The sequence below is a fragment of the Pseudomonas sp. QS1027 genome (assembly GCF_002814235.1).
Lineage (GTDB): Bacteria > Pseudomonadota > Gammaproteobacteria > Pseudomonadales > Pseudomonadaceae > Aquipseudomonas.
Genome location: NZ_PHSU01000009.1, coordinates 39,250 through 64,664 on the forward strand (window position 1 = coordinate 39,250; position 25,415 = coordinate 64,664).

Here is a 25,415-nt window from a genome sequence, read left to right on the forward strand (position 1 = left end):
ACATTGAGCCCGCGCTGGTTGGGCGTCATGGCGCTGTGCGCGACGCTGTCGGCGTTCGCCCAGGAAAAACCCACCGACTACAACACCCAGGTGCCCCTGACCCTGAGTGGCGAAGGTCCCTGGTATCGCCTGGAGCTGCCGCTGACGTTGCAACTGAGCGCACGCCAGTCCGACCTCAGTGATGTGCGGGTATTCAATGCCGCCGGTGAGCCCCAGGCCTATGCCCTGGCGCAGGAGCAGGCGCAGGAGACGCAGAGCCGCAGCCTGACGAATGTGAAGTGGTTCCCGCTGTACAACTCGGCCGATGCGCCCCAGGCCACGCCGAGCGTGCGGGTCCGGTCGTCGGCCAACGGCACCCTGGTCGAGGTGAGCCCTTCGGGTCAGCTGGAAGCCGGCGAAGAAGTGCTGCGCGGCTGGCTGCTGGATGCCAGCGCGATCAAGACCCCATTGCAGCAGCTTGTCTTGGATTGGAGCAGCGAGCGCGACGGCTTCCAGCGTTTCAGCATCGAGGCCAGCGACGACCTGCAGCACTGGCAGGCCTGGGGCGATGGGCAGGTGGCGCGCTTGTCCTTTGCCGACGAGCGGGTGGAGCAGCATGAAGTCGCCCTGCCGGGGTTGTCGGCGCGTTACTTGCGCCTGTTGTGGCAGTCGCCGCAGGCGGCGCCGGTGCTCAGTTCGGCGCAGTTGGCCAGCTCCACCACCAGCAGCCTGCCGTTGCCGTTGGTATGGTCGCAGCCGTTGGCCGGGACGAGTACCAAGGCCGGGGAATACACCTGGCAATTGCCCCTCGGCCTGCCCCTTGAGCAGGTGCGGGTCGAGCTGGCGCAGGCCAACAGCCTGGCGCCGGTGAACGTGTACGGGCGCCAGGACGGCAATGCGCCCTGGCAGACGCTGAGCAGCGGTTTGCTCTATCGCCTGACCCAGAATGGCCAGGACGTGGTCCAGGATCAGTTGCAGTTGCCCGGTCTTGCCGTGGCGCAATTGAAGCTGGTGGTCGACGAGCGTGGCGGTGGCCTGGGCGCCCAGGCGCCGACCTTGCGTTTCGCGGTGCGCAGCACCCAACTGGTGTTCCTGGCCCGTGGCGAGCCGCCGTTTTCCCTGGCCCTGGGCAACCCGACGGTCAAGGCGGCGAACCTGTCGCTGTCGACCCTGATTCCCGATTACAGCCCGCAGCGTCTGGCCGGATTGGGCAAGGCCACGGCGAGCGGTGCGGCCGTGACCACGGTGCAGCCGCCGGTGGTGCCGGTTGTGGTGGGCACCGATTGGAAGAAGATCGGTTTGTGGGTAGTGCTGTTGCTGGGTGTGGCGGCCTTGGCCGGGATGGCTTTCAGCTTGTTGCGCAAACCCCAGGCCTAGGTCCTTGCAGCGACCGGAATTCCCGCGCTTTTGGACTACGCTCAACCCGGTCCATGAACTCTCCCTGTCGGAACTCGGTCTGACAGGAAGCAATACATGTCGACTCGCGTTAAACTGCGCGGGTTTTCAGCCCCCCATCTCCGGAGCCATCCATGTCCCGCGTTACCCTGAGTCGCTATTTGATTGAGCAGACCCGCAGCAACAACACGCCTGCCGATCTGCGTTTCCTGATCGAAGTGGTCGCGCGTGCGTGCAAGGAAATCAGCCATGCCGTCTCCAAGGGCGCGCTGGGTGGGGTTCTGGGCAGCATGGGGACTGAGAACGTACAGGGCGAAGTGCAGAAGAAACTCGACGTGATTTCCAACGAAATCCTGCTCGAAGCCAACGAATGGGGCGGTCACCTGGCCGGCATGGCGTCCGAAGAAATGGACAATGCCTACCAGATCCCCGGTAAATACCCGAAAGGCGCCTACCTGTTGGTATTCGACCCGCTGGACGGTTCGTCGAACATCGACATCAACGCACCGGTCGGTACCATCTTCTCGGTGCTGCGTTGCCCGAACGAATACCTGAGCCAGAACGAAGCCTTGAACGAAAAGGCCTTCCTGCAGCCAGGTACCGAGCAGGTCGCCGCCGGTTATGCCATCTACGGCCCGCAGACCATGCTGGTGCTGACCCTGGGTGACGGTGTGAAAGGCTTTACCCTTGACCGTGAAATGGGCAGCTTCGTGCTGACCCATGAAGACATCAAGATCCCGACGTCCACCCAGGAATTCGCGATCAACATGTCCAACCAGCGTCACTGGGAAGCCCCGGTACAACGTTACGTCAGCGAATTGCTGGCTGGCGAAGAAGGCCCGCTGAAAAAGAACTACAACATGCGTTGGGTTGCCGCGATGGTGGCGGACGTGCACCGCATCCTGACCCGTGGTGGCCTGTTCATGTACCCGCGCGACAGCCGCGAGCCGTCCAAGCCGGGCAAGCTGCGCCTGATGTACGAAGCCAACCCGATGTCGTTCCTGGTGGAACAGGCGGGCGGCGCGTCCACCGACGGCCACCAGCGTATTCTCGACATCAAGCCGGATGGCCTGCACCAGCGTGTCGCGGTGTTCCTCGGCTCGAAAGAAGAAGTCGAACGCGCCACGGCTTACCACAAGGAATAAACCCGTGACCGCGCCCTGGCAGCCGTTGCTCGAGTGGTGGTTCGGATCTTGCGAATCACCTGACGACGTAGCGGCTGACAAGGGCCGGTTGTGGTTCGGCAAGCGCGACAGCCAGGACCTCGAGGCGCGAACGCGTTTCGGGGACCTTGTCGAGCAGGCACTGGCCGGCAGATTGACCGAGTGGACGCAATGTCCTGAAGGTTGGCTGGCCCTGGTGTTGTTACTCGATCAACTGCCGCGAATGATCTTTCGCGATACCCCCGAATCTTTCTCCGGCGATCTCCGGGCCCAGGCGCTGGTGGCGCAAGGCATTGCCGCGGACCTTGATCGGCAGCTGCGACCGATTCATCGGACGTTCATCTATCTGGTGTTTGAGCACTGCGAAAACCTGGCGGTGCAGAATGAGGCGGTTTCGCGGTTCATGGATTTGCTGGCGGAGCAGTCGGAAGCGGAGCGGGCGGTGTTTGCCGATAACCTGGACTATGCCGAGCGGCATCGTGACGTCATTGCCCGGTTCGGGCGTTTTCCCCATCGCAATGCCATTCTTGGGCGTGAGTCCACGGCCGAGGAAGTGGCGTTTCTGCGTGAGCCGGGCTCACGGTTCTAACCCGATGTTGAAGCTGATGCACACCTTGTAGGAGCCGGCTTGCTGGCGATGAGGCCGGTACATCCGCCACATCATCTGCGTCACGGACATCGCCATCGCCAGCAAGCCGGCTCCTACAGGTTTTGCGGGGATCTTCAGATCCGGAAACTACCCACCAACTGCTTCAACCGCGCCGCCTGCTGTTCCAGGTCCGCACACGCACGCAAGGTCGATTGCAGGTTTTCCACGCCTTCCTGGTTCAGCGTATTGATCTCGGTAATATCGACGTTGATCGATTCCACCACCGCCGTCTGTTCTTCGGTCGCCGTCGCCACCGACTGGTTCATGCCGTCGATCTCGCCGATCCGCTGGGTCACGCTGCCCAGCCGCTCGCCCGCCTGGTTGGCGATGCCGACGCTGCTTTCGCTCTGACGCTGGCTGTCGGTCATGATGCTCACCGCTTCCCGGGCGCCGACCTGCAACTCCTCGATCATCTTCTGCACTTGCTGCGCCGAATCCTGGGTGCGGTGCGCCAGGTTGCGCACCTCATCGGCTACCACCGCAAATCCACGCCCGGCCTCACCAGCTCGCGCCGCCTCGATGGCCGCGTTGAGCGCCAGCAGGTTGGTCTGCTGGGAAATACCGGTGATCACTTCAAGAATCTGCCCGATATTCACCGTGTTGCTGTTCAGGGTTTCGATATTGCCGCAGGAATCGCTGATCTTGGCCGACAGTTGCTGCATCGCGGTGATGGTTTTTTCCACCACCTGCTGACCGTCTTCGGCCAGGCTGCGGGCTTCGCTGGAGTGCTGCGAGGCGAGGGCGGCATTCTGTGCGATCTCCTGGGCCGCGGCACCGAGCTCGTTGATTGCCGCCGCCACGCTGCTGGTGCGGCTGGCCTGCTGGTCGGAATTGATCATCGACGAGTTGGAGGCGCTGACCACCCGCAAGGCCACTTCGTTGACCTGGCCGGTGGCCGAGGCCACCTCGCGGATCGAGGTGTGGATACGTTCGACGAAGCGGTTGAAGGACATGCCCAGGGTGCCGAATTCATCGTGGCCGTGGATGACCAGGCGCTTGGTCAGGTCGCCTTCACCCTCGGCGATGTCGTGCATGGCACGGCCCATCAGGTGCAGCGGCTGCATCAGCACGCGGATCAGCATGCTCAGCAGGGCGATGATGATGACCACGGCGATCACCGTGGCGATGATCGCCGAGGTGCGGAACTCGCTGAGCATGGAGAACGCGGTGTCCTGGTCGAGCACCAGGGCGACGTACCAGTCCACCGAGGACACGCCGCTGACGTGGGTGAAGGAGATGAACTGCTGCTTGCCGTCCACCTCGACTTCCTTGAGCCCGGCACTGATTTTCGGTGCGCCGCTCGGGTAGGCGTCAGAGAGGTTTTTCAGGATCAACTTACTGTCCGGATGAATCAGGATCTTGCCGTCGGCGCTGACGATGAACGCATGCCCGTGACCGCCGAAGTTCAGCGAGTTGATGATGGCGCTGATGCTGCCCAGGTCGATGTCCGCACCGGTCACGCCGATAAACTGGCCCTGATGCTGTACCGGGGTGGCGAGGGTGATCACCAGCTTGCCGGAGGAGGCGGCAATGTAGGGTTCGGTGACGATGGTCTGTTGCGCGGCGGTAGCAGCTTTATACCAGCCGCGTGAGCGCGGGTCGTAGTCGGCGGGGCGGTTGCCCACCGGAACCGAGGTCATCACGCCCTCCGCGCTGCCGAAATAGCTGAGCTGGAAGTTGCCGCTGTAGGCGGGCAGGCCGATGGCGTGTTTCAGGCTGTCGGCGGAGCTGCCGTCCGCGGCGATCTGCTGGGACAGCGACTGCAACAGCTGGATGCGACTTTCCAGCCAGGTCTGGATATTACTGGTGGTCAGGCTGCCCAGGGCCTGCATCGAGTCCTCGGTGCTGTGGCGCAGGGCCTCGCGTTGGCGGTAGTCGTTGAACAGGATGAAGCAGGCGAACGCCACTGCGACCACCAGGGCCGCCGCCAACAAAATCTTATGGCTGAACTTGAAGTTTTTGGTCATGAAATGGGCTGTCCACAGGGGGCTGGTCAACGAGGGGCGTCAATTTGCCACAGGTCACGACCTGTGGGGCAATTTCTCTTGGTCAACGTCGGCGTCGGAAGTCCTTGTCCTGCTTTTCCATTGCTCGCCATGGCGGGGCGTAGCGCCTTGAATATCGGCTTACGGGCCTTTCATGCAGGCAGAATGGTATTACTCAATTGTGTCGGCACCTTTTCACCGAATATTAATTTGCGGGTGATAAAGCCGACGAAATGCCGGTTTCGCCGAAAAAGTCCCTGAAAATTCTTGAAGGAAATCGCTGTAAGAAAAGCGCCGGGGCTCGGGAACCAGATGGTCCTTTTCTCTTCTAAGCTTGCGGTAGGCAGCCGTGCCCACCTTTGAGCCCCAGGAGTTCCCCATGTCGTTGCGCTCTCTCGCCCTTTTGTCGTTCTGCGTGTTGTTGGTCGCGTGCAGCAAGGTCAATCAGGAAAACTACTCGAAAATCTCCGCGGGCATGGCCAAGGCCGATGTCGAGCAGCTGCTCGGTTCGCCTTCGGACTGTTCCGGCGCACTCGGCATGTCCAGTTGCACCTGGGGTAACAAGAACAGCTTTATCAGCGTGCAGTATGCCGGTGACAAAGTCCTGATGTTTTCCGGGCAAGGCCTGAAGTAAACCGGGGCGACTGCCCGCGGGAGAAGAACAATGTTGCGTTTAGTGGTCACTCTTTTGGCCGGCTTGTTGCTGGCCGGTTGCGCTACGTCCGGCGACGATTTGGCGCCCAAGACCGCAGGTCACGTGGACCTGAACCGTTACCAGGGCACCTGGTACGAATTGGCACGGATGCCGATGTATTTCCAGCGCAATTGCGCGCAGTCCGAGGCCCGCTACAGCCTGATGACGGATGGCAAGGTGGCGGTGTTCAACCGTTGCCTGACCGAGCAGTGGACCTGGGAAGAAGCCAAGGGCACGGCGACGCCGCAGGTGCCGGGGCAGACCGACAAGCTGTGGGTGAAGTTCGATAACTGGTTCACGTCGCTATTGCCGGGCGTGGCCAAGGCCGATTACTGGATTCTGTATGTCAGCGATGACTACAAGACGGCGATTGTCGGCAATCCGAATCGTCGTTATCTGTGGTTGTTGTCGCGTACTACCAAGGTCAGTGCGGAGACCCGCGAGGACCTGCTGAGCCGGGCACGTCAGCAGGGTTACGACACCACGCGGCTGATCTGGCGCACGCCGGACTCGAAGATGCCCAACTGAATTCACTGGCCTTGCAGGAGCCGGCTTGCTGGCGATGGCGTCCGGATGGGCACCGCAAGGCTCAAGGGCCTCTTCGCGGGCAAGCCCTGCTCCTACAGTGTTGCGTCGTTTACAAAATCGGTGAACAACGACGTATTGTAGGAGCAGGGCTTGTCGGATCGCCGCACCGCCGCGAAGGCGTCAGTTTGGGCGATGCAGGTCTTTGGGTTCAGTTCAGCAGATCGCGCAGCACCTGGGTGAATGCCCTGGCGCTTTCTTCTTCGCCCGCGTGCCGTCCACCGCGTACCGCCCACTGGCCGTTGACCATCACGTCGCGCACCTGGCGGTCGCCACCGGCGAACAACCAGCGGTTGAGAATGCCGTCGTCCCGGGCCGTGGCCAGGTACGGATCGCTGCCATCGAGCACCAGCCAGTCGGCGCGCTTGCCGACTTCCAGTCGACCGATCGCTTGCCCCAGTGCCTGGGCGCCGCCGTCCAGTGCCGCGTCATAGAGCGTGCGTCCGACCATCGGCTGATCGGCGCGGTACAGGCGATTACGCCGCTGGTCGCGCAGGCGCTGGCCATATTCCAGCCAACGCAGTTCTTCCACCACGCTCAATGACACATGGCTGTCGGAACCGATACCCATCCGCCCGCCCTGGGCCAGGAAGTTCACCGCCGGGAAAATCCCGTCGCCGAGGTTGGCCTCGGTGGTCAGGCACAGGCCGGCAATCGCCCGACTCTTGGCCATGCGCGTGACTTCCTCGGTGTCGGCGTGGGTGGCGTGCACCAGGCACCAGCGCTCATCCACTTCAACGTTGTCGTACAGCCATTGCAGCGGGCGCTTGCCGCTCCAGGCCAGGCAGTCGTCGACTTCCTTCTGCTGTTCGGCGATATGGATATGCACCGGGCAGTGCTTGTCGCTGGCGGCCAGCACTTGATTGATCTGCTCGGGCGTGACCGCCCGCAACGAGTGGAAGCACAACCCGAGGGCCTGGGCTGGCTGGCTGGCGAGAAACGGCTGCAAACGTGCCTGCAACTTCAGGTAATTCTCGGTGCTGTTGATAAACCGGCGTTGCCCTTCGTTGGGCGCCTGGCCGCCGAAACCGGAATGGCTGTAGAGCACCGGCAGCAGGGTCAGGCCGATGCCGGCGTCGCTGGCGGCCTGGCTGATGCGCAAGGCCAGTTCGGCCGGATCGGCGTAGGGCTGGCCGTTGGTGTCGTGGTGCACATAGTGAAACTCGGCCACCGAGGTGTAGCCGGCCTTGAGCATCTCGATATATAACTGGCGGGCGATGATGCCCATCTGCTCCGGGCTGATCTTGCCCACCAGCCGATACATCAGGTCGCGCCAGGTCCAGAAGCTGTCGTTGGGATTGCCAGCGACTTCCGCCAGCCCGCCCATGGCGCGCTGGAAGGCGTGGGAATGCAGGTTCGGCATGCCCGGCAGCAGCGGGCCGCCCAGCCGTTCGGCACCTTCTGCATGGGAATCGGCCTGGACCTGGCTCAGCACGCCCGCGGCGTCGACCTCCAGGCGTACATTGTTGGCCCATCCACTAGGCAGCAGCGCGCGTTCGGCAAAGAAGGCGGACATGGTTCAGCACCCCATCGTGTGTTATTTGTATATACATATACAGACGTTTGCGTGCCCGGTAAACTCCGGCAAGCTAGCCATCTTTGAATCAAACAAGGATTTCCCGTGCCGACTCCGCCTGCCAACCACCCGCTGGCTGCCCATATGGGCGACAGTCCGGCGCCGCTATACGCCCGCGTCAAACAGATGATCAGCCAGCAGATCGACAGCGGAAACTGGCCGCCGCATTACCGCGTGCCGTCCGAGAGCGAGCTGGTGGAACAGCTGGGCTACAGCCGCATGACCATCAACCGGGCCCTGCGCGAGATGACCGCCGAAGGCCTGTTGGTGCGCATGCAGGGGGTCGGCACTTTTGTCGCCGAGCCCAAGAGCCAGTCGGCGCTGTTCGAAGTGCACAACATCGCCGACGAGATCGCCTCGCGCGGCCATCGGCACACCTGCAAGATCATCACCCTCGGTGAAGAAGCCGCCGGCTCCGAGCGCGCCGTGGCCCTCGACATGCGCGAAGGGCAGAAGGTGTTCCACTCGCTGATCGTGCATTTCGAGAACGATATCCCGGTGCAGATCGAGGATCGGTTCGTCAATGCGCTGGTGGCGCCGGACTACCTCAAGCAGGATTTCACCCTGCAGACGCCTTACGCCTACCTGTCCCAGGTCGCGCCGCTGACCGAGGGCGAGCACGTGGTCGAAGCCATCCTCGCCGAGGTCGAGGAGTGCAAGCTGTTGCAGATCGAGCCAGGCGAGCCGTGCCTGCTGATTCGCCGCCGGACCTGGTCCGGCCGTCAGCCGGTGACCGCTGCGCGGCTGATCCACCCCGGTTCCCGTCATCGTCTGGAAGGACGCTTTAGCAAATGAGTCAGTTGAAAGTCTTGCGCGCGGCGGATTACCCGCGCATGCCGTGGAAAAACGGCGGCGGTAGCACCGAGGAAATCACCCGGGACGCGGGCGAAGGCCTGGACGGTTTCGGCTGGCGCCTGTCGATTGCCGATATCGGCGAGTCGGGCGGGTTTTCCACCTTTGCCGGCTATGAGCGGATCATTACCGTGCTGCAAGGCGCGGGCATGACCTTGCAGGTCGATGGCCAGCGTACGCGCGCCCTGTTGCCGCTGGACCCGTTTGCCTTCAGTGGCGCGAGCCAGGTGAGCTGCACCCTGATCGACGGGCCGATCCGCGACTTCAACCTGATCTATGCGCCGGATCGCTACAGCGCGCGCCTGCAATGGCTCGATGCGGCGCAACCGAAGCGTTTTTTCAGTTCGGCGGTGGTGCTGCTGATTTTCAGCGTCAGCGAGCAATTGCATGTCGGCCTGGGTAACAGCGGCTATGAAGTGCTGGGGCGGCATGACTGCCTGCGACTGGAGAGTAACGACGGGCTGCTGGAAGTGGCGGTGACCGGGCGTTGCTGTGTGATTGAGCTGACGCCCGCCTGACAGACTGCTCCCCATTTGTGGTGAGTGGGCGAGCCCACTCACCACATGGCGTTATCGTTTCCACCCCGCCCCATTTTGTTACCGAACGCCCCAGCATGGCGCAAAACCCTGCCTCGGTAACAGCTTCCTGCCTGCCGCCTGTCATCCTCCTGCAATTTCCTTTCTCGCCAGAAGGCCCGTCCCACGGCCTCTGCAGGCACTTCTGAAAAATTCTTCTGCTCGCGATTTGCAAGTTGGCCGCCTGATTGCATATGCTTGTATGTACAAGTAAAGATGTGTGCGTATGAGTCATTCAGGGAGACCGACGCACCCCCTAGTTTCCGCTTGTGACGGGGTCTTCCCCACAGGCTCGCTTGCCCACTGCCTGGGCTGGTTTGGACGATCGCAGAGGAGTTATTTCGTGACTGAGAATACCCAGAAACCTACCGCCACTTTTACCAAGCGCCGTGACGTCGAAATCCGTGCCGCCCGTGGCAACAAGCTGACCGCGAAAAGCTGGCTGACCGAAGCGCCACTGCGGATGCTGATGAACAACCTCGACCCGGAAGTGGCCGAGAACCCCAAGGAACTGGTGGTCTACGGCGGTATTGGCCGGGCCGCGCGGAACTGGGAGTGCTACGACAAGATCGTCGAGAGCCTGACCAACCTGAATGACGACGAGACCCTGCTGGTGCAATCCGGCAAGCCGGTCGGCGTGTTCAAGACCCACAGCAACGCCCCGCGCGTACTGATCGCCAACTCCAACCTGGTGCCGCACTGGGCGAATTGGGAACACTTCAACGAACTCGACGCCAAGGGCCTGGCCATGTACGGCCAGATGACCGCCGGCAGCTGGATCTACATCGGCAGCCAGGGCATCGTCCAGGGCACCTACGAAACCTTCGTCGAAGCCGGTCGCCAGCACTATGACAACAACCTGAAAGGTCGTTGGGTCCTGACCGCCGGTCTGGGCGGCATGGGCGGCGCACAACCGCTGGCCGCGACCCTGGCCGGCGCCTGCTCGCTGAATATCGAATGCCAGCAGGTCAGCATCGATTTCCGCCTGAACAGCCGTTATGTCGATGAACAAGCCACCGACCTCGACGACGCCCTGGCGCGTATCGCCAAGTACACCAAGGAAGGCAAGGCCATCTCCATCGCGCTGCTCGGCAACGCGGCGGAAATCCTGCCGGAACTGGTCAAGCGTGGCGTGCGTCCGGACATGGTCACCGACCAGACCAGCGCCCACGACCCGCTCAACGGCTACCTGCCGGCCGGCTGGACCTGGGAAGAGTACCGTGCCCGCGCCATCACTGAACCCGCCGTGGTCGTGAAGGCCGCCAAGGCTTCGATGGCCGTGCACGTCAAGGCGATGCTGGAATTCCAGAAGCAAGGCATCCCGACCTTCGACTACGGCAACAACATCCGCCAGATGGCCCAGGAAGAAGGCGTGGAAAACGCATTCGACTTCCCGGGTTTCGTCCCGGCCTATATCCGTCCGCTGTTCTGCCGTGGTGTCGGTCCGTTCCGCTGGGCTGCGCTGTCGGGCGATCCGCAGGACATCTACAAGACCGACGCTAAAGTCAAAGAGCTGATCCCGGACGACGCCCACCTGCACAACTGGCTGGACATGGCCCGCGAGCGCATCAGCTTCCAGGGTCTGCCGGCACGTATCTGCTGGGTTGGCCTGGGCCTGCGCGCCAAGCTCGGCCTGGCATTCAACGAAATGGTCCGCAGCGGCGAGCTGTCGGCGCCGATCGTGATCGGCCGCGACCACCTGGACTCCGGTTCCGTGGCCAGCCCGAACCGTGAAACCGAATCGATGCAGGACGGTTCCGATGCCGTGTCCGACTGGCCACTGCTCAACGCCTTGCTCAACACCGCCAGCGGCGCGACCTGGGTGTCCCTGCACCACGGCGGCGGCGTCGGCATGGGTTTCTCCCAGCACTCGGGCATGGTGATCGTCTGCGACGGTACCGACGAAGCGGCCGAGCGTATCGCTCGCGTCCTGCACAACGACCCGGCCACCGGCGTCATGCGTCACGCCGATGCCGGTTACCAGATCGCCATCGACTGCGCGAAAGAGCAGGGCCTGAACCTGCCGATGATTACCGGTAAATAAGCAGTTGCAGCAAACCCGTCCCCTGTAGGAGCCAGCAAGCCGGCTCCTACAAGGACGGTGCTTTACCTGGAGCCTGTTTCACAACGCTGTGCACCTAACTAAAACAATCCACAGAGGTTGAACAATGTCTGCGTCAAATGATCGTGCAAGCACCAAACCGTTGATCGAAAGGCGTTCGATCGACTACATCCCGGAAGCGGAAAGACACGGTCGTCTACTCAGTCAGTTCACCCTGTGGTTGGGTGCGAACCTGCAAATCACCGCGATTGTCACCGGGGCCTTGGCCGTGGTGCTCGGCGGTGATGTCTACTGGTCATTGATCGGCCTGCTGATCGGGCAACTGATCGGTGGTGGCGTCATGGCGCTGCACGCTGCGCAAGGTCCGCAACTGGGCCTGCCGCAAATGATTTCCAGCCGTGTGCAGTTCGGCGTCTATGGGGCAGTGATCCCGTTGGTGCTGGTGTGCCTGATGTATATCGGCTTTTCGGCCAGCGGCTCGCTGCTGGCCGGGCAGGCGGTGGCGCAGCTGCTGCATGTGGAAGACTGGGTCGGCATCGTGTTGTTCGCCGCCAGCATCCTGGTCTGCACCATCTTCGGTTACCGGGTGATCCACGGCATCGGCCGGATCGCCAGCGTGCTCGGGGTGGTTGCCTTCGTCTACCTGTTCTACAAACTGTTGGCCGGCAACGATATCTCCGCCTTGCTCGGCAACAAGCATTTCTCCCTGGCGAGTTTCCTGTTGGCGATGTCGTTGTCGGCGTCCTGGCAGATCGCGTTCGGGCCTTATGTGGCGGATTACTCGCGTTATCTGCCGCGCAGCACTTCGCCGGTGAAAACCTTCTGGGCCGTGGGCCTGGGTTCGGTGATCGGCGCGCAGGCGTCCATGGTCTTCGGCGTGTTCGCCGCCGCCCTGGCCGGCTCGCAGTTCTCCCACCACGAAGTCTCGTTCATCGTCAGCCTCGGCGGCACCGGCGTGGTCGCGGCGGCGCTGTACTTCGCCGTGGCCTTCGGCAAGGTGACGGTCACCACCCTGAACGCCTACGGCAGCTTCATGTCGATCGCCACCATCATCAGCGGTTTCCGTGGCAACCGGCATATCTCCAGCGGCGTGCGCCTGCTGTACATCCTCATCATGGTCAGCGTATCCGCGGCCCTGGCGCTGCTGGGCAAGGATTCGTTCCTCAAGGAATTCTCCTCCTTCATCCTGTTCCTGCTGGCGTTCTTCACGCCCTGGAGCGCGATCAACCTGGTGGACTTCTACTGCATCACCAAGGAACGCTACGACATTCCCGCGCTGTCCGATCCCAAGGCGCGTTACGGCGGCTGGAACATCCTGGGCATCAGCATCTATGTGTTCGGCGTGCTGATCCAGATGCCGTTTATCAACACCCAGTTCTACACCGGTTCCCTGGTGGCGAGCCTGGGCGATACCGATATCTCCTGGATCATCGGCCTGGTGGTGCCGGCGGCGCTGTACTACGTCGCGGCGAAGAAGTGGCATGGGGCAATTCCTGATCGTCTGATCCTGCCGGTAGAGTCGGGCGTGGAAGCGCCGGCCCAGCCCCGTGGTCGTGTACAACCGGCGTCGAACTGACCGGTTGCAGCCGGGTGTCCACGTGGGTGAGCGTGGACACGGCCTGCTCGCAGGCCAGCCCGGGCCGCTAGTCTTTGGAGCGGTGTTAACCCTTTTATGATTTGGAGCGGCACAGTATGAAGATGACCAAGACCCTGCTGACCTCGGCGCTGTCCCTGGGCCTGTTGGTCGCGGCCGGCGCCAGCCAGGCCGCCGGCTGGTGCGAATCCGGCAAGCCGGTGAAGTTCGCGGGTCTGAATTGGGAAAGCGGCATGCTCTTGACCGATGTGCTGCAATTCGTGCTGGAAAAGGGTTACGACTGCAAGACCGATGCCTTGCCGGGCAACTCCATCACCATGGAAAACGCCCTGAGCAGCAACGATATCCAGGTTTTCGCCGAGGAGTGGGTTGGCCGCAGCGAAGTCTGGAACAAGGCTGAAAAAGCCGGCAAGGTCGTCGGGGTCGGCGCCCCGGTGGTGGGTGCGGTCGAAGGTTGGTACGTGCCGCGCTACGTGATCGAGGGCGATGCCAAGCGCAACCTCAAGGCCCTGGCGCCGAACCTGAAGCACATCGCCGACCTGGGCCAATACGCCGCCCTGTTCAAGGACCCGGAAGAACCGAGCAAAGGCCGCTTCTACAACTGCCCGGCCGGCTGGACCTGTGAGCTGGAAAACAGCGAGATGCTGAAAAGCTACGGTCTGGAAAAATCCTATACCAACTTTCGCCCTGGCACCGGTCCGGCACTGGACGCGGCCGTGCTGTCGAGCTACAAGCGTGGCGAGCCCATTCTGTTCTACTACTGGTCGCCGACACCCCTGATGGGCCAGGTCGACCTGGTGAAACTGGAGGAGAAACCCGGTGTCGACAAGAGCGTGAGCATCAAGGTCGGTCTGTCCAGGACCTTCCACGAGCAAGCGCCCGAGCTGGTCGCCGTCCTGGAAAAGGCTAACCTGCCCATCGATCTGCTGAACCAGAACCTGGGTCGCATGACCAAGGAGCGGATCGAATCGCCGAAACTGGCGAAAATCTTCCTCAAGGAACACCCTGAGGTCTGGCAGGCTTGGGTCAGCGCTGACGCTGCCAAGAAAATCAACGCGGCTCTGTAGGTCGACTACCTCCCGGCTAACCGAGAGGCTGGCCGGGAAGTTCGCCACAACCACTTGATCGAGAGTTTCCAATGTTTCCCGAACGTTTCACATTTTCCATCGCCGACTGGGTCAACAGTTGGGTCGATGCGCTGGTGACCAACTACGGTGATGTGTTCCGCCAGATCTCCGACACCCTGCTGTGGGCCATCGTCAATCTGGAAGGCCTGCTGCGCCTGGCACCCTGGTGGCTGATGCTGGCCATCGTCGGCGGGATCGCCTGGCACGCCACCCGCAAATGGGTGACGACGCTGGTGATCGTCGGCCTGTTGTTCCTGGTGGGCGCGGTCGGCCTGTGGGACAAACTGATGCAGACCCTGGCGCTGATGCTGGTGGCCACGCTGATTTCGGTACTGATCGGGATTCCCCTGGGGATTCTCTCGGCGCGCAGCAACCGCCTGCGTTCGGTGCTGATGCCGCTGCTGGACATCATGCAGACCATGCCCAGCTTCGTGTACCTGATTCCGGTGCTGATGCTGTTCGGCCTGGGCAAGGTCCCGGCGATCTTCGCCACGGTGATCTACGCGGCACCGCCGCTGATCCGCCTGACCGACCTGGGCATCCGCCAGGTCGACGGCGAGGTGATGGAAGCGATCAACGCCTTTGGCGCCAACCGCTGGCAGCAACTGTTCGGCGTGCAACTGCCGCTGGCCCTGCCGAGCATCATGGCCGGGATCAACCAGACCACCATGATGGCGCTGTCGATGGTGGTGATCGCCTCGATGATCGGTGCCCGTGGGTTGGGCGAAGACGTGCTGGTGGGTATCCAGACCCTGAACGTCGGTCGTGGCCTGGAAGCGGGCCTGGCGATCGTGATTCTCGCGGTGGTGATTGACCGCATTACGCAGGCCTATGGTCGTCCACGCCATGAGGTGAGCAAATGAGCGAGCCCATCGTCAGCAAGATCGAAGTCAAGAACGTCTTCAAGATCTTCGGTTCACGCGAGAAGGACGCGATGAACCTGATTCGCCAGGGCAAGACCAAGGACCAGGTGCTGGCCGAGACCGGTTGCGTGATCGGGGTCAACGACCTGTCGCTGAGTGTCAGTACCGGTGAGATCTTCGTGATCATGGGCCTGTCGGGTTCCGGCAAGTCGACCCTGGTGCGCCACTTCAACCGTCTGATCGACCCGACCAGCGGCGCGATCCTGGTGGACGGCGTGGACATTCTCCAGCACGACATGGAGGCGCTGCGCGAATTTCGCCGGCACAAGATCAGCATGGTGTTCCAGAGCTTCGGCCTGTTGCCCCACAAGACCGTACAGGAAAACGTCGCCTACGGCCTCAAGGTCCGTGGCGAGAGCAAGGAAGTCTGCGCCGAGCGCGCCTTGCACTGGATCAATACCGTGGGCCTGAAGGGCTACGAGAACAAGTACCCGCACCAGCTGTCGGGCGGCATGCGCCAGCGCGTGGGGTTGGCCCGGGCCTTGGCGGCGGACACCGACATCATTCTGATGGACGAGGCGTTCAGTGCCCTGGACCCGCTGATCCGGGCCGAGATGCAGGATCAGTTGCTGGAGCTGCAGAAGACGTTGCACAAGACCATCGTGTTTATCACCCATGACCTGGATGAGGCCGTGCGGATCGGCAATCGCATTGCGATTCTCAAGGACGGCAAGTTGATCCAGGTCGGGACGCCGAAGGAGATCCTGCATTCGCCGGCGGATGAGTATGTGGATCGGTTTGTTCAGCGGCGTGCCGCGGTGGTTTAAGCAACTGCATCAATATTCAGGTTGTACAGACGAGGTTGAAGATGTCCCAGGCTGAAAAAATCGTTATCGCCGACGCCCCGTTGCGTTGGCAGGATGTGGTCGCGGTGGCCCGTCATGGCGCGTTGCTCGAACTGGCGCCGCAGACCTGGGCACGGATCGACAATGCCCAGGCCATCGTCCAGCGCATCGTCGTCAGCGGTGAGCGCGCCTATGGCGTGAACACCGGCCTCGGCGCGCTGTGCAATGTCTCGCTGTCCGGCGAACAACTCAGCCAGTTGTCGCGCAACACCCTGCTCAGCCATGCCTGCGGCGTCGGCGCGGTGCTGCCCGACGAACAGACCCGGGCCATCCTCTGCGCCGCCATCGTCAACTACAGCCACGGCAAATCCGGCCTGCACCGTCAGGTGGTCGAAGCCCTGCTGGCCCTGCTCAACCGGGGTATTACCCCGCAAGTGCCGGCCCAGGGCTCGGTGGGTTACCTGACCCATATGGCCCATATCGGCATTGCCCTGCTCGGTGTCGGCCAGGTCAGCTATCGCGGGCAGATCGTCCCGGCGCAACAGGCGCTGGCCGAGGAAGGCCTGCAACCGGTGCAACTGGGGGCCAAGGACGGTCTCTGCCTGGTCAACGGCACGCCGTGCATGACCGGCCTGAGCTGCCTGGCATTGGCCGATGCGACCCGCCTGCTGCAATGGGCCGATGTGGTCGGCGCCATGAGCTTCGAGGCCCAGCGTGGGCAGATCGCCGCGTTCGACGCGGAAATCATTGCGCTCAAGCCCCATCCCGGCATGCAGCAGGTCGGCAACAACCTGCGCAGCCTGCTCGACGGCAGTGAAGTGATCGCCGCCAGCCTGGGGATTCGGACCCAGGACGCCCTGAGCCTGCGTTCCATCCCGCAAGTCCACGGCGCTGCCCGCGACCAGCTGGAGCACGCCACCCGGCAGATCGAAATCGAACTCAACGGTTGCACCGACAACCCGCTGCTGTTGGGTACGCCGGACAACTACCGGGTGATGTCCCAGGCCAACCCCCATGGCCAATCGGTGGCCCTGGCGGCGGACCTGCTGGCGATTGCCATGGCGGAAATCGGCTCGATTGCCGAACGCCGTCTCGACCGTCTGATCAACCCCCATGTCAGCGGCCTGCCGGCCTTCCTGGTGAGCAACCCCGGGGTCAACTCCGGGATGATGATCGTGCAGTACGTCGCCGCGTCCCTCTGTGCGGAAAACCGCCAGTTGGCGCAGCCGGCGGTGCTCGACAACTACGTCACCTCGGGCCTGCAGGAAGACCACCTGAGCCTGGGCACCAACGCCGCGCTGAAATTGCACCGGGCCCTGGAAAACTGCACGCAGATCCTCGCCATCGAGTATCTGCTGGCGGCCCAGGCCTTCGAGTTCCTCAAGGAGCAGCGCTTCGGCGCCGGCACCGAGCGGGCCTGGAAACTGCTGCGCGAGCGCGTTCCGGCCTACGACCAGGACCGCTGGCTGGCACCGGACATCGCCAGCGCGGCGAGCTTGCTCAAAGACCCCCTATTGATCCAGGGCAGGTTTCCCGACCTGCACTGATTCCACGAATAACCAGCGTGCCAAGGCGCCTCCGGCTCAAAAAGTCGGCGGCGACGGATAACGGAAGCTTCCGGAGCGTCTGGTAGTTGATAAAACTCTCAAAAGGAGCATGAATGTGACTGCGTTGAACCTGATTCCCGGCCAACTGAGCCTGGCCCAACTGCGTGCCATCTACCAGCAGCCGGTGAAACTGACCCTGGACCACAGTGCCTCGGCACAGATCGAAGCCAGCGTCGCCTGCGTCGAACAGATCCTCGCCGAGAACCGCACCGCCTACGGCATCAACACCGGTTTCGGCCTGCTGGCCTCGACCCGGATCGCCAGCGAAGACCTGGAAAACCTCCAGCGCTCCCTGGTGCTGTCCCATGCCGCCGGTGTCGGCGTGCCGATCAGCGACGCGCTGGTGCGGCTGATCATGGTGCTCAAGGTCAACAGCCTGAGCCGTGGTTTCTCCGGGATTCGCCGCCAGGTGATCGACGCGCTGATCGCCCTGATCAATGCGGAGGTCTACCCGCACATTCCGTTGAAAGGTTCGGTGGGTGCTTCCGGCGACCTCGCGCCGCTGGCCCATATGTCCCTGGTGCTGCTGGGTGAAGGCAAGGCCCGCTACAAGGGCGAATGGCTGGATGCCCACGCCGCGCTGAAACAGGCCGGCCTGCAGCCGCTGACCCTGGCCGCGAAGGAAGGCCTGGCGCTGCTCAACGGCACCCAGGTATCCACCGCCTATGCCCTGCGCGGTCTGTTCGAAGGCGAAGACCTGTTCGCCGGTGCCCTGGTCAGCGGTGCGCTGACGGTTGAAGCGGTACTGGGTTCGCGTTCGCCGTTCGACCCGCGCATCCATGCCGCCCGTGGTCAACATGGCCAGATCGATGCCGCTGCCGCTTATCGCCACCTGTTGGGCGAGCGCACCGAAGTGTCCGACTCCCACGAGAACTGCGAGAAGGTCCAGGACCCGTACTCCCTGCGCTGCCAGCCACAGGTCATGGGCGCCTGCCTGACCCAGTTCCGCCAGGCCGCCGAAGTGCTGGTGATCGAAGCCAACGCCGTGTCCGACAACCCGCTGGTGTTCGCTGCCGAAGGTGATGTGATCTCCGGCGGCAACTTCCACGCCGAGCCGGTGGCCATGGCCGCTGACAACCTGGCGTTGGCGATTGCCGAAATCGGTTCCCTGAGCGAGCGCCGCATCTCGCTGATGATGGACAAGCACATGTCGCAACTGCCGCCGTTCCTGGTGGCCAACGGTGGCGTCAACTCCGGCTTCATGATTGCCCAGGTGACCGCCGCGGCCCTCGCCAGCGAGAACAAGGCCCTGGCGCACCCCCACAGCGTGGACAGCCTGCCGACTTCCGCCAACCAGGAAGACCATGTGTCGATGGCCCCGGCAGCCGGCAAGCGTCTGTGGGAAATGGCTGAAAACACCCGTGGGATTCTGGCAGTGGAATGGCTGGCGGCTTGCCAGGGTCTGGATCTGCGCAATGGCCTGAAAACCTCGCCGGCCCTGGAAACCGCGCGGGCGACCTTGCGTGAGGAAGTGGCGTACTACGAGAAGGACCGTTTCTTCGCCCCGGATATCGAGGCGGCCACCGAGTTGCTGGCCTCCCGTTGCCTGAATGCGCTGGTCCCGGCGAAGTTGCTGCCAAGCCTGTAAGCGTTGCCCGAGAACGGACTGGGGTTGAGCCCGCTCGCCACAAGGTGGTGGGTCAGCCAGTTTGCGGGTTGTTGCCACCCGGCAGATGCGTTTTGCCTGCGCGTGCCGGGTTGGGTACTCTGCGACCCCTTTTGCGGCCGGGCGGCCGCAAGACACTCGCCATCAGTCTGATTCTCATCGAGTTTTACCGATAAGAATAATTAAGGACGAGCAATGCAACAGCAAGTCAAAGGTTTGAAACGCGGGCTCTCGGCCCGACATATTCGCTTCATGGCCCTGGGGTCGGCTATCGGCACCGGGCTGTTCTACGGTTCCGCCTCGGCCATCCAGATGGCCGGCCCGGCCGTGCTGCTGGCTTACCTGATCGGCGGCGCCGCGGTATTCATGGTCATGCGCGCCCTCGGCGAAATGGCCGTGCACGATCCGGTCGCCGGTTCCTTCGGTCACTACGCCAGCACCTACATCGGTCCCCGTTCCGGTTTTATCCTCGGTTGGACCTATGCGTTCGAGATGGTCATCGTCGGCCTGGCCGACGTCACCGCCTTCGGCATCTATATGGGCTTCTGGTTTCCCGACGTCGATCGCTGGATCTGGGTCCTCGGCGTGGTCTTCTTCATCGGCGCCCTGAACCTGTGCACGGTCAAGGTCTTCGGCGAAATGGAGTTCTGGCTGTCGCTGCTCAAGGTCGGTGCCATTGTCGCGATGATCCTCGGTGGCTTCGGCATCATGTTCTTCGGCATCAGCACGGCCACGCCCTCGGCGAGCGTCGGTATCAGCAACCTCTGGAGCCACGGCGGCTTCATGCCCAACGGCGCGGCCGGGATGATCGCCTCGTTCGCGGTGGTCATGTTCGCTTTCGGCGGCATCGAGATCATCGGCGTCACCGCCGGTGAAGCCCAGGACCCGCAGCGGGTGATCCCCAAGGCGATCAACGCGGTGCCACTGCGCATCCTGCTGTTCTACGTGCTGACCCTGTTCGTGCTGATGTCCCTCTACCCGTGGCAGCAGATCGGCAACCAGGGCAGCCCCTTCGTGCAGATCTTCCAGAACCTGGGCATAGGTTCGGCGGCGACTATCCTCAATATCGTGGTGATCTCGGCGGCCATTTCCGCCATCAACAGCGATATCTTCGGCGCCGGGCGCATGATGTACGGCCTGGCCCAGCAAGGGCATGCGCCCAAGGGCTTCGCCAAGCTGTCCCGCGCCGGCGTGCCGTGGATGACCGTGGTGGTCATGGCCGTCGCGCTACTGCTGGGCGTGCTGCTCAACTACCTGATCCCGGAAGACGTATTCCTGCTGATCGCTTCCATCGCCACCTTCGCTACCGTGTGGGTGTGGATCATGATTCTGCTCACCCAGGTGGCCATGCGCCGTTCCATGAGCCGTGAACAGGCCGCGCAACTGAAATTCCCGGTGCCGTTCTGGCCCTATGCGCCGATGGCGGCGATTGCCTTCATGGTGTTTATCTTCGGCGTGCTGGGCTATTTCCCCGACACCCGGCCAGCGCTGATCGTGGGTGCGATCTGGATCGGCCTGCTGGTGCTGGCCTACCAGGTCTGGGTCAAGCCGACGGCGGCCCGGGTCGCGCGCGCTCAGCAAGAACCTGCTTTGTCTCATCGATAACCTAACGGAGGCCCCGGATGAAAACGCTTTGGCAGAACTGTCACGTTGCAAGCATGGCGCAAGGCACTTACTCGATCATCGAGGATGCCGCCATTGTGACCGTGGCGTCGACGATCGAGTGGATCGGCCCGCGCGCCGAGCTGCCGGCGGCGGATTATCCACGGGTCGAGGACCTGGACGGGGCCTGGGTCACGCCGGGGCTGATCGATTGCCACACCCACACGGTGTTTGGCGGCAACCGCAGCGGTGAATTCGAGCAGCGCCTGCAAGGCGTGAGTTATGCCGAGATCGCCGCCGCCGGTGGCGGGATTGCCAGTACCGTGCGGGCGACCCGAGCCGCCAGTGAGGACGAACTGTTCGCCAGCGCCCGGCAACGCCTGACCTGCCTGCTGCGCGATGGCGTGACCAGCGTCGAGATCAAGTCCGGCTACGGCCTGGACCTGGACAGCGAGCGCAAGATCCTCAAGGTGATTCGCCGCCTTGGCGCCGAGCTGCCGGTCAGCGTGCGCAGCACCTGCCTGGCGGCCCACGCCTTGCCGCCGGAATATACCGGGCGCGCCGACGACTACATCGAGCATATCTGCAGCGAAATGCTTCCGGCCCTGGCGGCTGAAGGCCTGGTGGATGCGGTGGACGCCTTCTGCGAATACCTGGCGTTTTCTCCCGATCAGGTCGAGCGGGTGTTCAAGGTCGCGCAACAACTGGGCTTGCCGGTGAAGCTGCATGCCGAGCAGTTGTCGTCACTGCATGGTTCGAGCCTGGCAGCGCGTTACCAGGCGCTGTCGGCGGACCACCTGGAATTCATGACCGAAGAGGACGCCATCGCCATGGCCGCCTCCGGTACCGTCGCGGTGCTGTTGCCCGGGGCGTTCTACTTTCTGCGCGAAACCCAGTTGCCGCCGATGGATGCCCTGCGCAAGCACGGCGTGAAGCTGGCCATTGCCAGCGACCTCAACCCCGGCACTTCGCCAGCGCTGTCCCTGCGGTTGATGCTGAACATGGCCTGCACCCTGTTCCGCATGACCCCGGAAGAAGCCCTGGCCGGTGTCACCCAGCATGCCGCCACGGCGCTGGGCATGGGGGCGACCCACGGCTCGCTGGAGATCGGCAAGGTTGCGGATTTCGTCGCCTGGCAGATCGAGCGGCCGGCGGACCTGGCCTACTGGCTGGGCGGTGACTTGAGCAAGCGCGTCGTGCGCCATGGTGTCGAAGTACTGATCTAGGAGAGTGTCCTGTGGATAACGTTCTGAGTTTCAAACAAGGTCGCGTGCCGCTGTTGATCAGCATGCCCCATGCCGGTGTGCAACTGACCCCGGCGGTCAAGGCCGGGTTGGTCCCCGAGGCACAAAGCCTGGAGGACACCGACTGGCATATCCCGCGGCTCTATGATTTCGCCGCCGAACTGGGCGCCAGTACCCTGGCGGCCAATTATTCGCGGTTTGTCATCGACCTGAACCGGCCGTCCGACGACAAGCCGCTGTATGCCGGTGCCACCACCGGCCTGTATCCGGCCACCCTGTTCAATGGCGAGCCGTTGTTCGTCGAAGGGCAGGTGCCGTCGGCCGAAGAGCGGGCGAACTACCTGGAGCAGGTCTGGACGCCGTACCACCAGACCTTGCAGCAGGAGCTGGCGCGGCTCAAGGCCGAGTTCGGCTATGCCTTGCTGTTCGACGCCCACTCGATCCGCTCGGTGGTCCCGCACCTGTTCGATGGCAAGCTGCCGGACTTCAACCTGGGCACCTTCAATGGTGCCAGCTGCGATCCGCAACTGGCGGCGCGGCTGGAAGGCATCTGTGCCGCACATCCAGCCTACAGCCATGTGCTGAACGGGCGCTTCAAGGGCGGGCATATCACCCGTCACTATGGCGACCCGGCGCAGGACATCCACGCGGTGCAGCTCGAGTTGGGGCAGTGCACCTACATGGAAGAGTTCGAACCGTTCAACTACCGCAGCGACCTGGCGGAACCGACGCGGGTAGTGCTCAAGGAACTGCTGCAAGGCCTGCTGGCCTGGGGCCGCGAGCACTACGGGCGCTGATTTATCCCGGGAGCACCTCGACGCCCGGGCTCAGGAAGTCGATGTGATAGCCGCTGGCGCCGTCCCCCAGGCCCACATGCACACCGCTGACGCCTTCGTTCATCGGCGAGTTGTGGCTGTAGTTGATGTTCGGTCCGATGGTGTCGTTGACGCCGATGGCGAATTCGCTCAGGAACAGCCCCCGGTCGCCGGCGGCCCGCGCCAGCAGGCCGGCATATTCCTGCCCGGCGACCTTGAACGAGCGCACCTGGTTGTGTTCGATGTGCAGCCAGGCCTGGTGCCTGGCAACACGTTGCATCAATTCCAGCAGCTGTTCGTCGACGCCGCCGGCCGGCGGCGTCCTGCGCCGGCCCTGGGACGTCAGCAGGCCGCTGATGCGCAGGATACCGTTCAGTTGAAAGAGATCGGGACTGTCCGGGCGCATGTGCGCGTAATGCACTTCGAACAACTCCGAGACGGACAGGACGAATTGGTTGCTGATTTCGTCGCGGGTCGTGACGTAGGGGGCCGAGCGGCTTTTCAGCCAGACGTCGGCCCGTGAGCCTTCGCCGGCCAGGTGCAGGCGTTGGTGCCGGCTCAAGAGCTTGAGATGGTCACGCTGGCGCCTCAGGCAGTCGGCGAAATCGCTGCGCAGTAACAGCATCAGGCTGTACAACGCATTTTCCAGGCCCGGGTCGAAGGCGTGCAGCGGGCAGAGGATGCTCTGTTTTTCCCGGGTCCTGGCCGCGCGCTCGTAAAACTGCCGGGCACCCTGGTTGGTGAAGGAAAACACCAGGCTTTGCGCCGGCAGCGGTTCGGTCGAGTCGACGGCGGCGGCGTCCAGCCCCAGTTCCGAGAGGGCGCGGATAAACATTTCGTTGTCAGCGAGGATGATGGCTTTCTCCGGGTAGGAAAGCAGGCCCGGCAAACAGTCTTGTTGCATTGGAAACTCCCTTTCACTTTTGCACGGATACCCCGGCAGAACGGCTCCTGCCGCTCTACGTGACCTGACTATTGAAGCGTTTATCGGACCGACTTGAACACTGACCGAATGGCTAGGCAGCGTCCGACGGAAGGGAAACAGCGACAAATGCACCTGAGCACCCGCACTTTTGACAAGGGCATGCTGATTCTGCGTTTCGGGTTTATGATGCCGAACGACAGAATAATATGAAGTCCCCATCAGGGATGACCTCGACCCCTACGGAGCGCGTGATGCAGACTTTGTACCCGCAGATCAAACCTTACGCCCGGCACGATCTGGCCGTGGATGAAACGCATGTACTGTATGTCGATGAGAGCGGTTCGCCGGAAGGCTTGCCGGTGGTGTTCATCCACGGAGGACCGGGAGCCGGCTGCGACGCCCAGAGCCGACGCTATTTCGACCCCAACCTGTTTCGCATCATCACCTTCGACCAGCGCGGTTGCGGGCGCTCGACTCCCCACGCGAGCCTGGAAAACAACACCACCTGGGACCTGGTGGCCGACCTTGAGCGGATTCGCCAGCACCTGGAAATCGACAAATGGGTGCTGTTCGGCGGCTCCTGGGGCTCGACGCTGTCCCTGGCCTACGCCCAGACCCACGCGGAGCGGGTACATGGCCTGATCCTGCGGGGGATTTTCCTGGCCCGGCCACAGGACGTCGACTGGCTCTACCAGAGCGGCGCCGGCCGTCTGTTCCCGGATTACTGGCAGGACTACATGGCGCCGATTCCGCTGGATGAGCGCGACGACCTGCTCAACGCGTTCCACAAGCGCCTGACCGGCAACGACCAGATCGCCCAGATGCACGCCGCCAAGGCCTGGTCCCTGTGGGAAGGCCGTACCGCGACCCTGCGTCCGAACCCGCTGGTGGTCGACCGCTTCTCCGAGCCGCAGCGCGCGCTGTCGATTGCCCGGATCGAATGCCACTACTTCACCAACGATTCCTTCCTCGAGCCCAACCAACTGATCCGCGACATGGACAAGATCGCCCATCTGCCGGGGGTGATCGTGCACGGTCGCTACGATGTGATCTGCCCGCTGGACAACGCCTGGGAATTGCACCAGGCCTGGCCCAACAGCGAATTGCAGGTGATTCGCGACGCCGGTCATGCGGCTTCCGAACCGGGGATCACCGATGCGCTGGTGCGCGCGGCCGACCAGATGGCCCGACGCCTGCTCGACCTGCCTCTCGAAGAAGCATGAAGGGGCTGTTGCAGCGCGTCAGCGGCGCGCGGGTGGAAGTGGCTGGAGAGATCGTCGGCGCCATCGACCAGGGTTTGCTGGTGCTGCTGGCGGTGGAACCCGGGGATACCCAGGCGCACGCCGACAAACTGCTGAAGAAGCTGCTTAACTATCGGGTGTTCAGCGATGCGCAGGGCAAGATGAACCTGTCCCTGGCGGACACCGGCGGCGGCTTGCTGCTGGTGTCGCAGTTCACCCTGGCGGCCGATACCCAGAGTGGGTTGCGTCCGAGCTTCTCCACGGCGGCACCGCCGGCGCTCGCCGAGGTGTTGTTCGACTACGTAGTGGCACAGGCGCAACGCTTGCATGGGCAGGTGGCGACCGGGCGTTTCGGGGCGGACATGCAGGTGCATCTGGTCAATGATGGCCCTGTGACCTTCCTGTTACAGACCTGAATGCATCAAAAACGA

At 62.9% G+C, this 25,415-nt stretch carries 22 protein-coding genes and 1 pseudogene; 19 read left to right on the top strand and 4 right to left on the bottom strand.

Translation table 11 applies throughout. The features are described from left to right. The first annotated feature begins 27 nt into the window (after window positions 1–27). From CWE01_RS09940 to CWE01_RS09950, 3 genes are all read left to right on the top strand, one after another. Entirely contained in the window at window positions 28–1,356 is a 1,329-nt protein-coding gene (locus CWE01_RS09940) for a DUF3999 domain-containing protein (protein ID WP_371917135.1), read from the top strand. Window positions 1,357–1,508: 152 nt separating this feature from the next. After that, on the top strand, window positions 1,509–2,519 hold the full coding sequence (locus CWE01_RS09945; protein WP_100940358.1) for a class 1 fructose-bisphosphatase: 1,011 nt from the start codon (window positions 1,509–1,511) through the stop codon (window positions 2,517–2,519). Window positions 2,520–2,523: 4 nt separating this feature from the next. Then, window positions 2,524–3,126, top strand: a complete 603-nt coding sequence (locus tag CWE01_RS09950; protein ID WP_100940359.1) for a DUF924 family protein — start codon at window positions 2,524–2,526, stop codon at window positions 3,124–3,126. Between the two features lie 134 nt (window positions 3,127–3,260). Here CWE01_RS09950 and CWE01_RS34255 read toward each other — a convergent pair whose 3' ends face one another. Then, window positions 3,261–4,139: a methyl-accepting chemotaxis protein gene (locus CWE01_RS34255; RefSeq protein WP_370868260.1), complete on the bottom strand. Its 879-nt coding sequence runs from the start codon at window positions 4,137–4,139 to the stop codon at window positions 3,261–3,263. Then, window positions 4,119–5,153, bottom strand: a pseudogene (locus CWE01_RS34260) (cache and HAMP domain-containing protein); the annotation flags it as partial. The gene CWE01_RS34255 and the pseudogene CWE01_RS34260, both read right to left, overlap by 21 nt. Before the next feature lie 397 nt (window positions 5,154–5,550). Here CWE01_RS34260 and CWE01_RS09960 point away from each other — a divergent pair. Together CWE01_RS09960 and CWE01_RS09965 are read left to right on the top strand one after the other, a co-directional pair. Beyond that, window positions 5,551–5,805 (top strand): hypothetical protein, encoded by a 255-nt coding sequence (locus CWE01_RS09960; RefSeq protein WP_100940361.1) that lies wholly within the window; start codon window positions 5,551–5,553, stop codon window positions 5,803–5,805. A 30-nt stretch (window positions 5,806–5,835) separates the two neighbouring features. Then, on the top strand, window positions 5,836–6,393 hold the full coding sequence (locus tag CWE01_RS09965; protein ID WP_100940362.1) for a lipocalin family protein: 558 nt from the start codon (window positions 5,836–5,838) through the stop codon (window positions 6,391–6,393). A 208-nt stretch (window positions 6,394–6,601) separates the two neighbouring features. Here CWE01_RS09965 and CWE01_RS09975 read toward each other — a convergent pair whose 3' ends face one another. After that, window positions 6,602–7,966 (bottom strand): formimidoylglutamate deiminase, encoded by a 1,365-nt coding sequence (locus tag CWE01_RS09975; protein WP_100940363.1) that lies wholly within the window; start codon window positions 7,964–7,966, stop codon window positions 6,602–6,604. Window positions 7,967–8,110: 144 nt separating this feature from the next. Between CWE01_RS09975 and hutC the strand changes: the two genes are divergently transcribed. The 12 genes from hutC to hutG all read left to right on the top strand — a co-directional run bounded on the left by hutC (window position 8,111) and on the right by hutG (window position 22,800). Next, the gene (gene hutC, locus CWE01_RS09980; protein ID WP_177144642.1) at window positions 8,111–8,821 is read left to right on the top strand and encodes a histidine utilization repressor; all 711 of its coding nucleotides are present in this window, start codon (window positions 8,111–8,113) and stop codon (window positions 8,819–8,821) included. Beyond that, window positions 8,818–9,396, top strand: coding sequence for a HutD family protein (locus tag CWE01_RS09985; RefSeq protein ID WP_100940365.1), 579 nt, complete (start codon window positions 8,818–8,820; stop codon window positions 9,394–9,396). Before hutC ends, CWE01_RS09985 begins: the two co-directional genes overlap by 4 nt. A 400-nt stretch (window positions 9,397–9,796) precedes the next feature. After that, window positions 9,797–11,497, top strand: coding sequence for a urocanate hydratase (hutU, locus tag CWE01_RS09990; RefSeq protein ID WP_100940366.1), 1,701 nt, complete (start codon window positions 9,797–9,799; stop codon window positions 11,495–11,497). Window positions 11,498–11,621: 124 nt separating this feature from the next. Beyond that, window positions 11,622–13,091, top strand: a complete 1,470-nt coding sequence (locus CWE01_RS09995; RefSeq protein ID WP_100940367.1) for a cytosine permease — start codon at window positions 11,622–11,624, stop codon at window positions 13,089–13,091. A gap of 116 nt (window positions 13,092–13,207) precedes the next feature. Beyond that, window positions 13,208–14,176: an ABC transporter substrate-binding protein gene (locus CWE01_RS10000; RefSeq protein ID WP_100940368.1), complete on the top strand. Its 969-nt coding sequence runs from the start codon at window positions 13,208–13,210 to the stop codon at window positions 14,174–14,176. A gap of 71 nt (window positions 14,177–14,247) precedes the next feature. Further along, a complete protein-coding gene (locus tag CWE01_RS10005; protein WP_100940369.1) occupies window positions 14,248–15,099 on the top strand; it encodes a proline/glycine betaine ABC transporter permease in 852 nt (283 codons plus the stop codon). Next, window positions 15,096–15,926: a glycine betaine/L-proline ABC transporter ATP-binding protein gene (locus CWE01_RS10010; RefSeq protein WP_100940370.1), complete on the top strand. Its 831-nt coding sequence runs from the start codon at window positions 15,096–15,098 to the stop codon at window positions 15,924–15,926. The genes CWE01_RS10005 and CWE01_RS10010 overlap by 4 nt, the downstream gene beginning before the upstream one ends. Before the next feature lie 41 nt (window positions 15,927–15,967). Then, window positions 15,968–17,491: a histidine ammonia-lyase gene (gene hutH / locus CWE01_RS10015; RefSeq protein WP_100940371.1), complete on the top strand. Its 1,524-nt coding sequence runs from the start codon at window positions 15,968–15,970 to the stop codon at window positions 17,489–17,491. A 109-nt stretch (window positions 17,492–17,600) separates the two neighbouring features. Further along, window positions 17,601–19,139, top strand: a complete 1,539-nt coding sequence (hutH, locus tag CWE01_RS10020) for a histidine ammonia-lyase (protein ID WP_100940372.1) — start codon at window positions 17,601–17,603, stop codon at window positions 19,137–19,139. Window positions 19,140–19,352: 213 nt separating this feature from the next. Then, complete coding sequence (locus CWE01_RS10025) at window positions 19,353–20,762, top strand: amino acid permease (RefSeq protein ID WP_100940373.1); 1,410 nt, start codon at window positions 19,353–19,355, stop codon at window positions 20,760–20,762. Window positions 20,763–20,779: 17 nt separating this feature from the next. Next, entirely contained in the window at window positions 20,780–21,985 is a 1,206-nt protein-coding gene (hutI, locus tag CWE01_RS10030) for an imidazolonepropionase (protein WP_100940374.1), read from the top strand. Between the two features lie 11 nt (window positions 21,986–21,996). Continuing rightward, window positions 21,997–22,800: an N-formylglutamate deformylase gene (gene hutG / locus CWE01_RS10035; protein ID WP_100940375.1), complete on the top strand. Its 804-nt coding sequence runs from the start codon at window positions 21,997–21,999 to the stop codon at window positions 22,798–22,800. 1 nt (window position 22,801) lies between these two features. Here hutG and CWE01_RS10040 read toward each other — a convergent pair whose 3' ends face one another. Beyond that, on the bottom strand, window positions 22,802–23,722 hold the full coding sequence (locus CWE01_RS10040; RefSeq protein ID WP_100940376.1) for a hypothetical protein: 921 nt from the start codon (window positions 23,720–23,722) through the stop codon (window positions 22,802–22,804). Between the two features lie 272 nt (window positions 23,723–23,994). On the opposite strand from CWE01_RS10040, the gene pip reads away from it, so the two are divergent. Both pip and dtd read left to right on the top strand, forming a co-directional pair. Further along, window positions 23,995–24,966, top strand: a complete 972-nt coding sequence (gene pip / locus CWE01_RS10045; RefSeq protein WP_100940377.1) for a prolyl aminopeptidase — start codon at window positions 23,995–23,997, stop codon at window positions 24,964–24,966. Continuing rightward, window positions 24,963–25,400 (top strand): D-aminoacyl-tRNA deacylase, encoded by a 438-nt coding sequence (dtd, locus tag CWE01_RS10050; RefSeq protein ID WP_100940378.1) that lies wholly within the window; start codon window positions 24,963–24,965, stop codon window positions 25,398–25,400. Before pip ends, dtd begins: the two co-directional genes overlap by 4 nt. Window positions 25,401–25,415 lie beyond the last annotated feature (15 nt).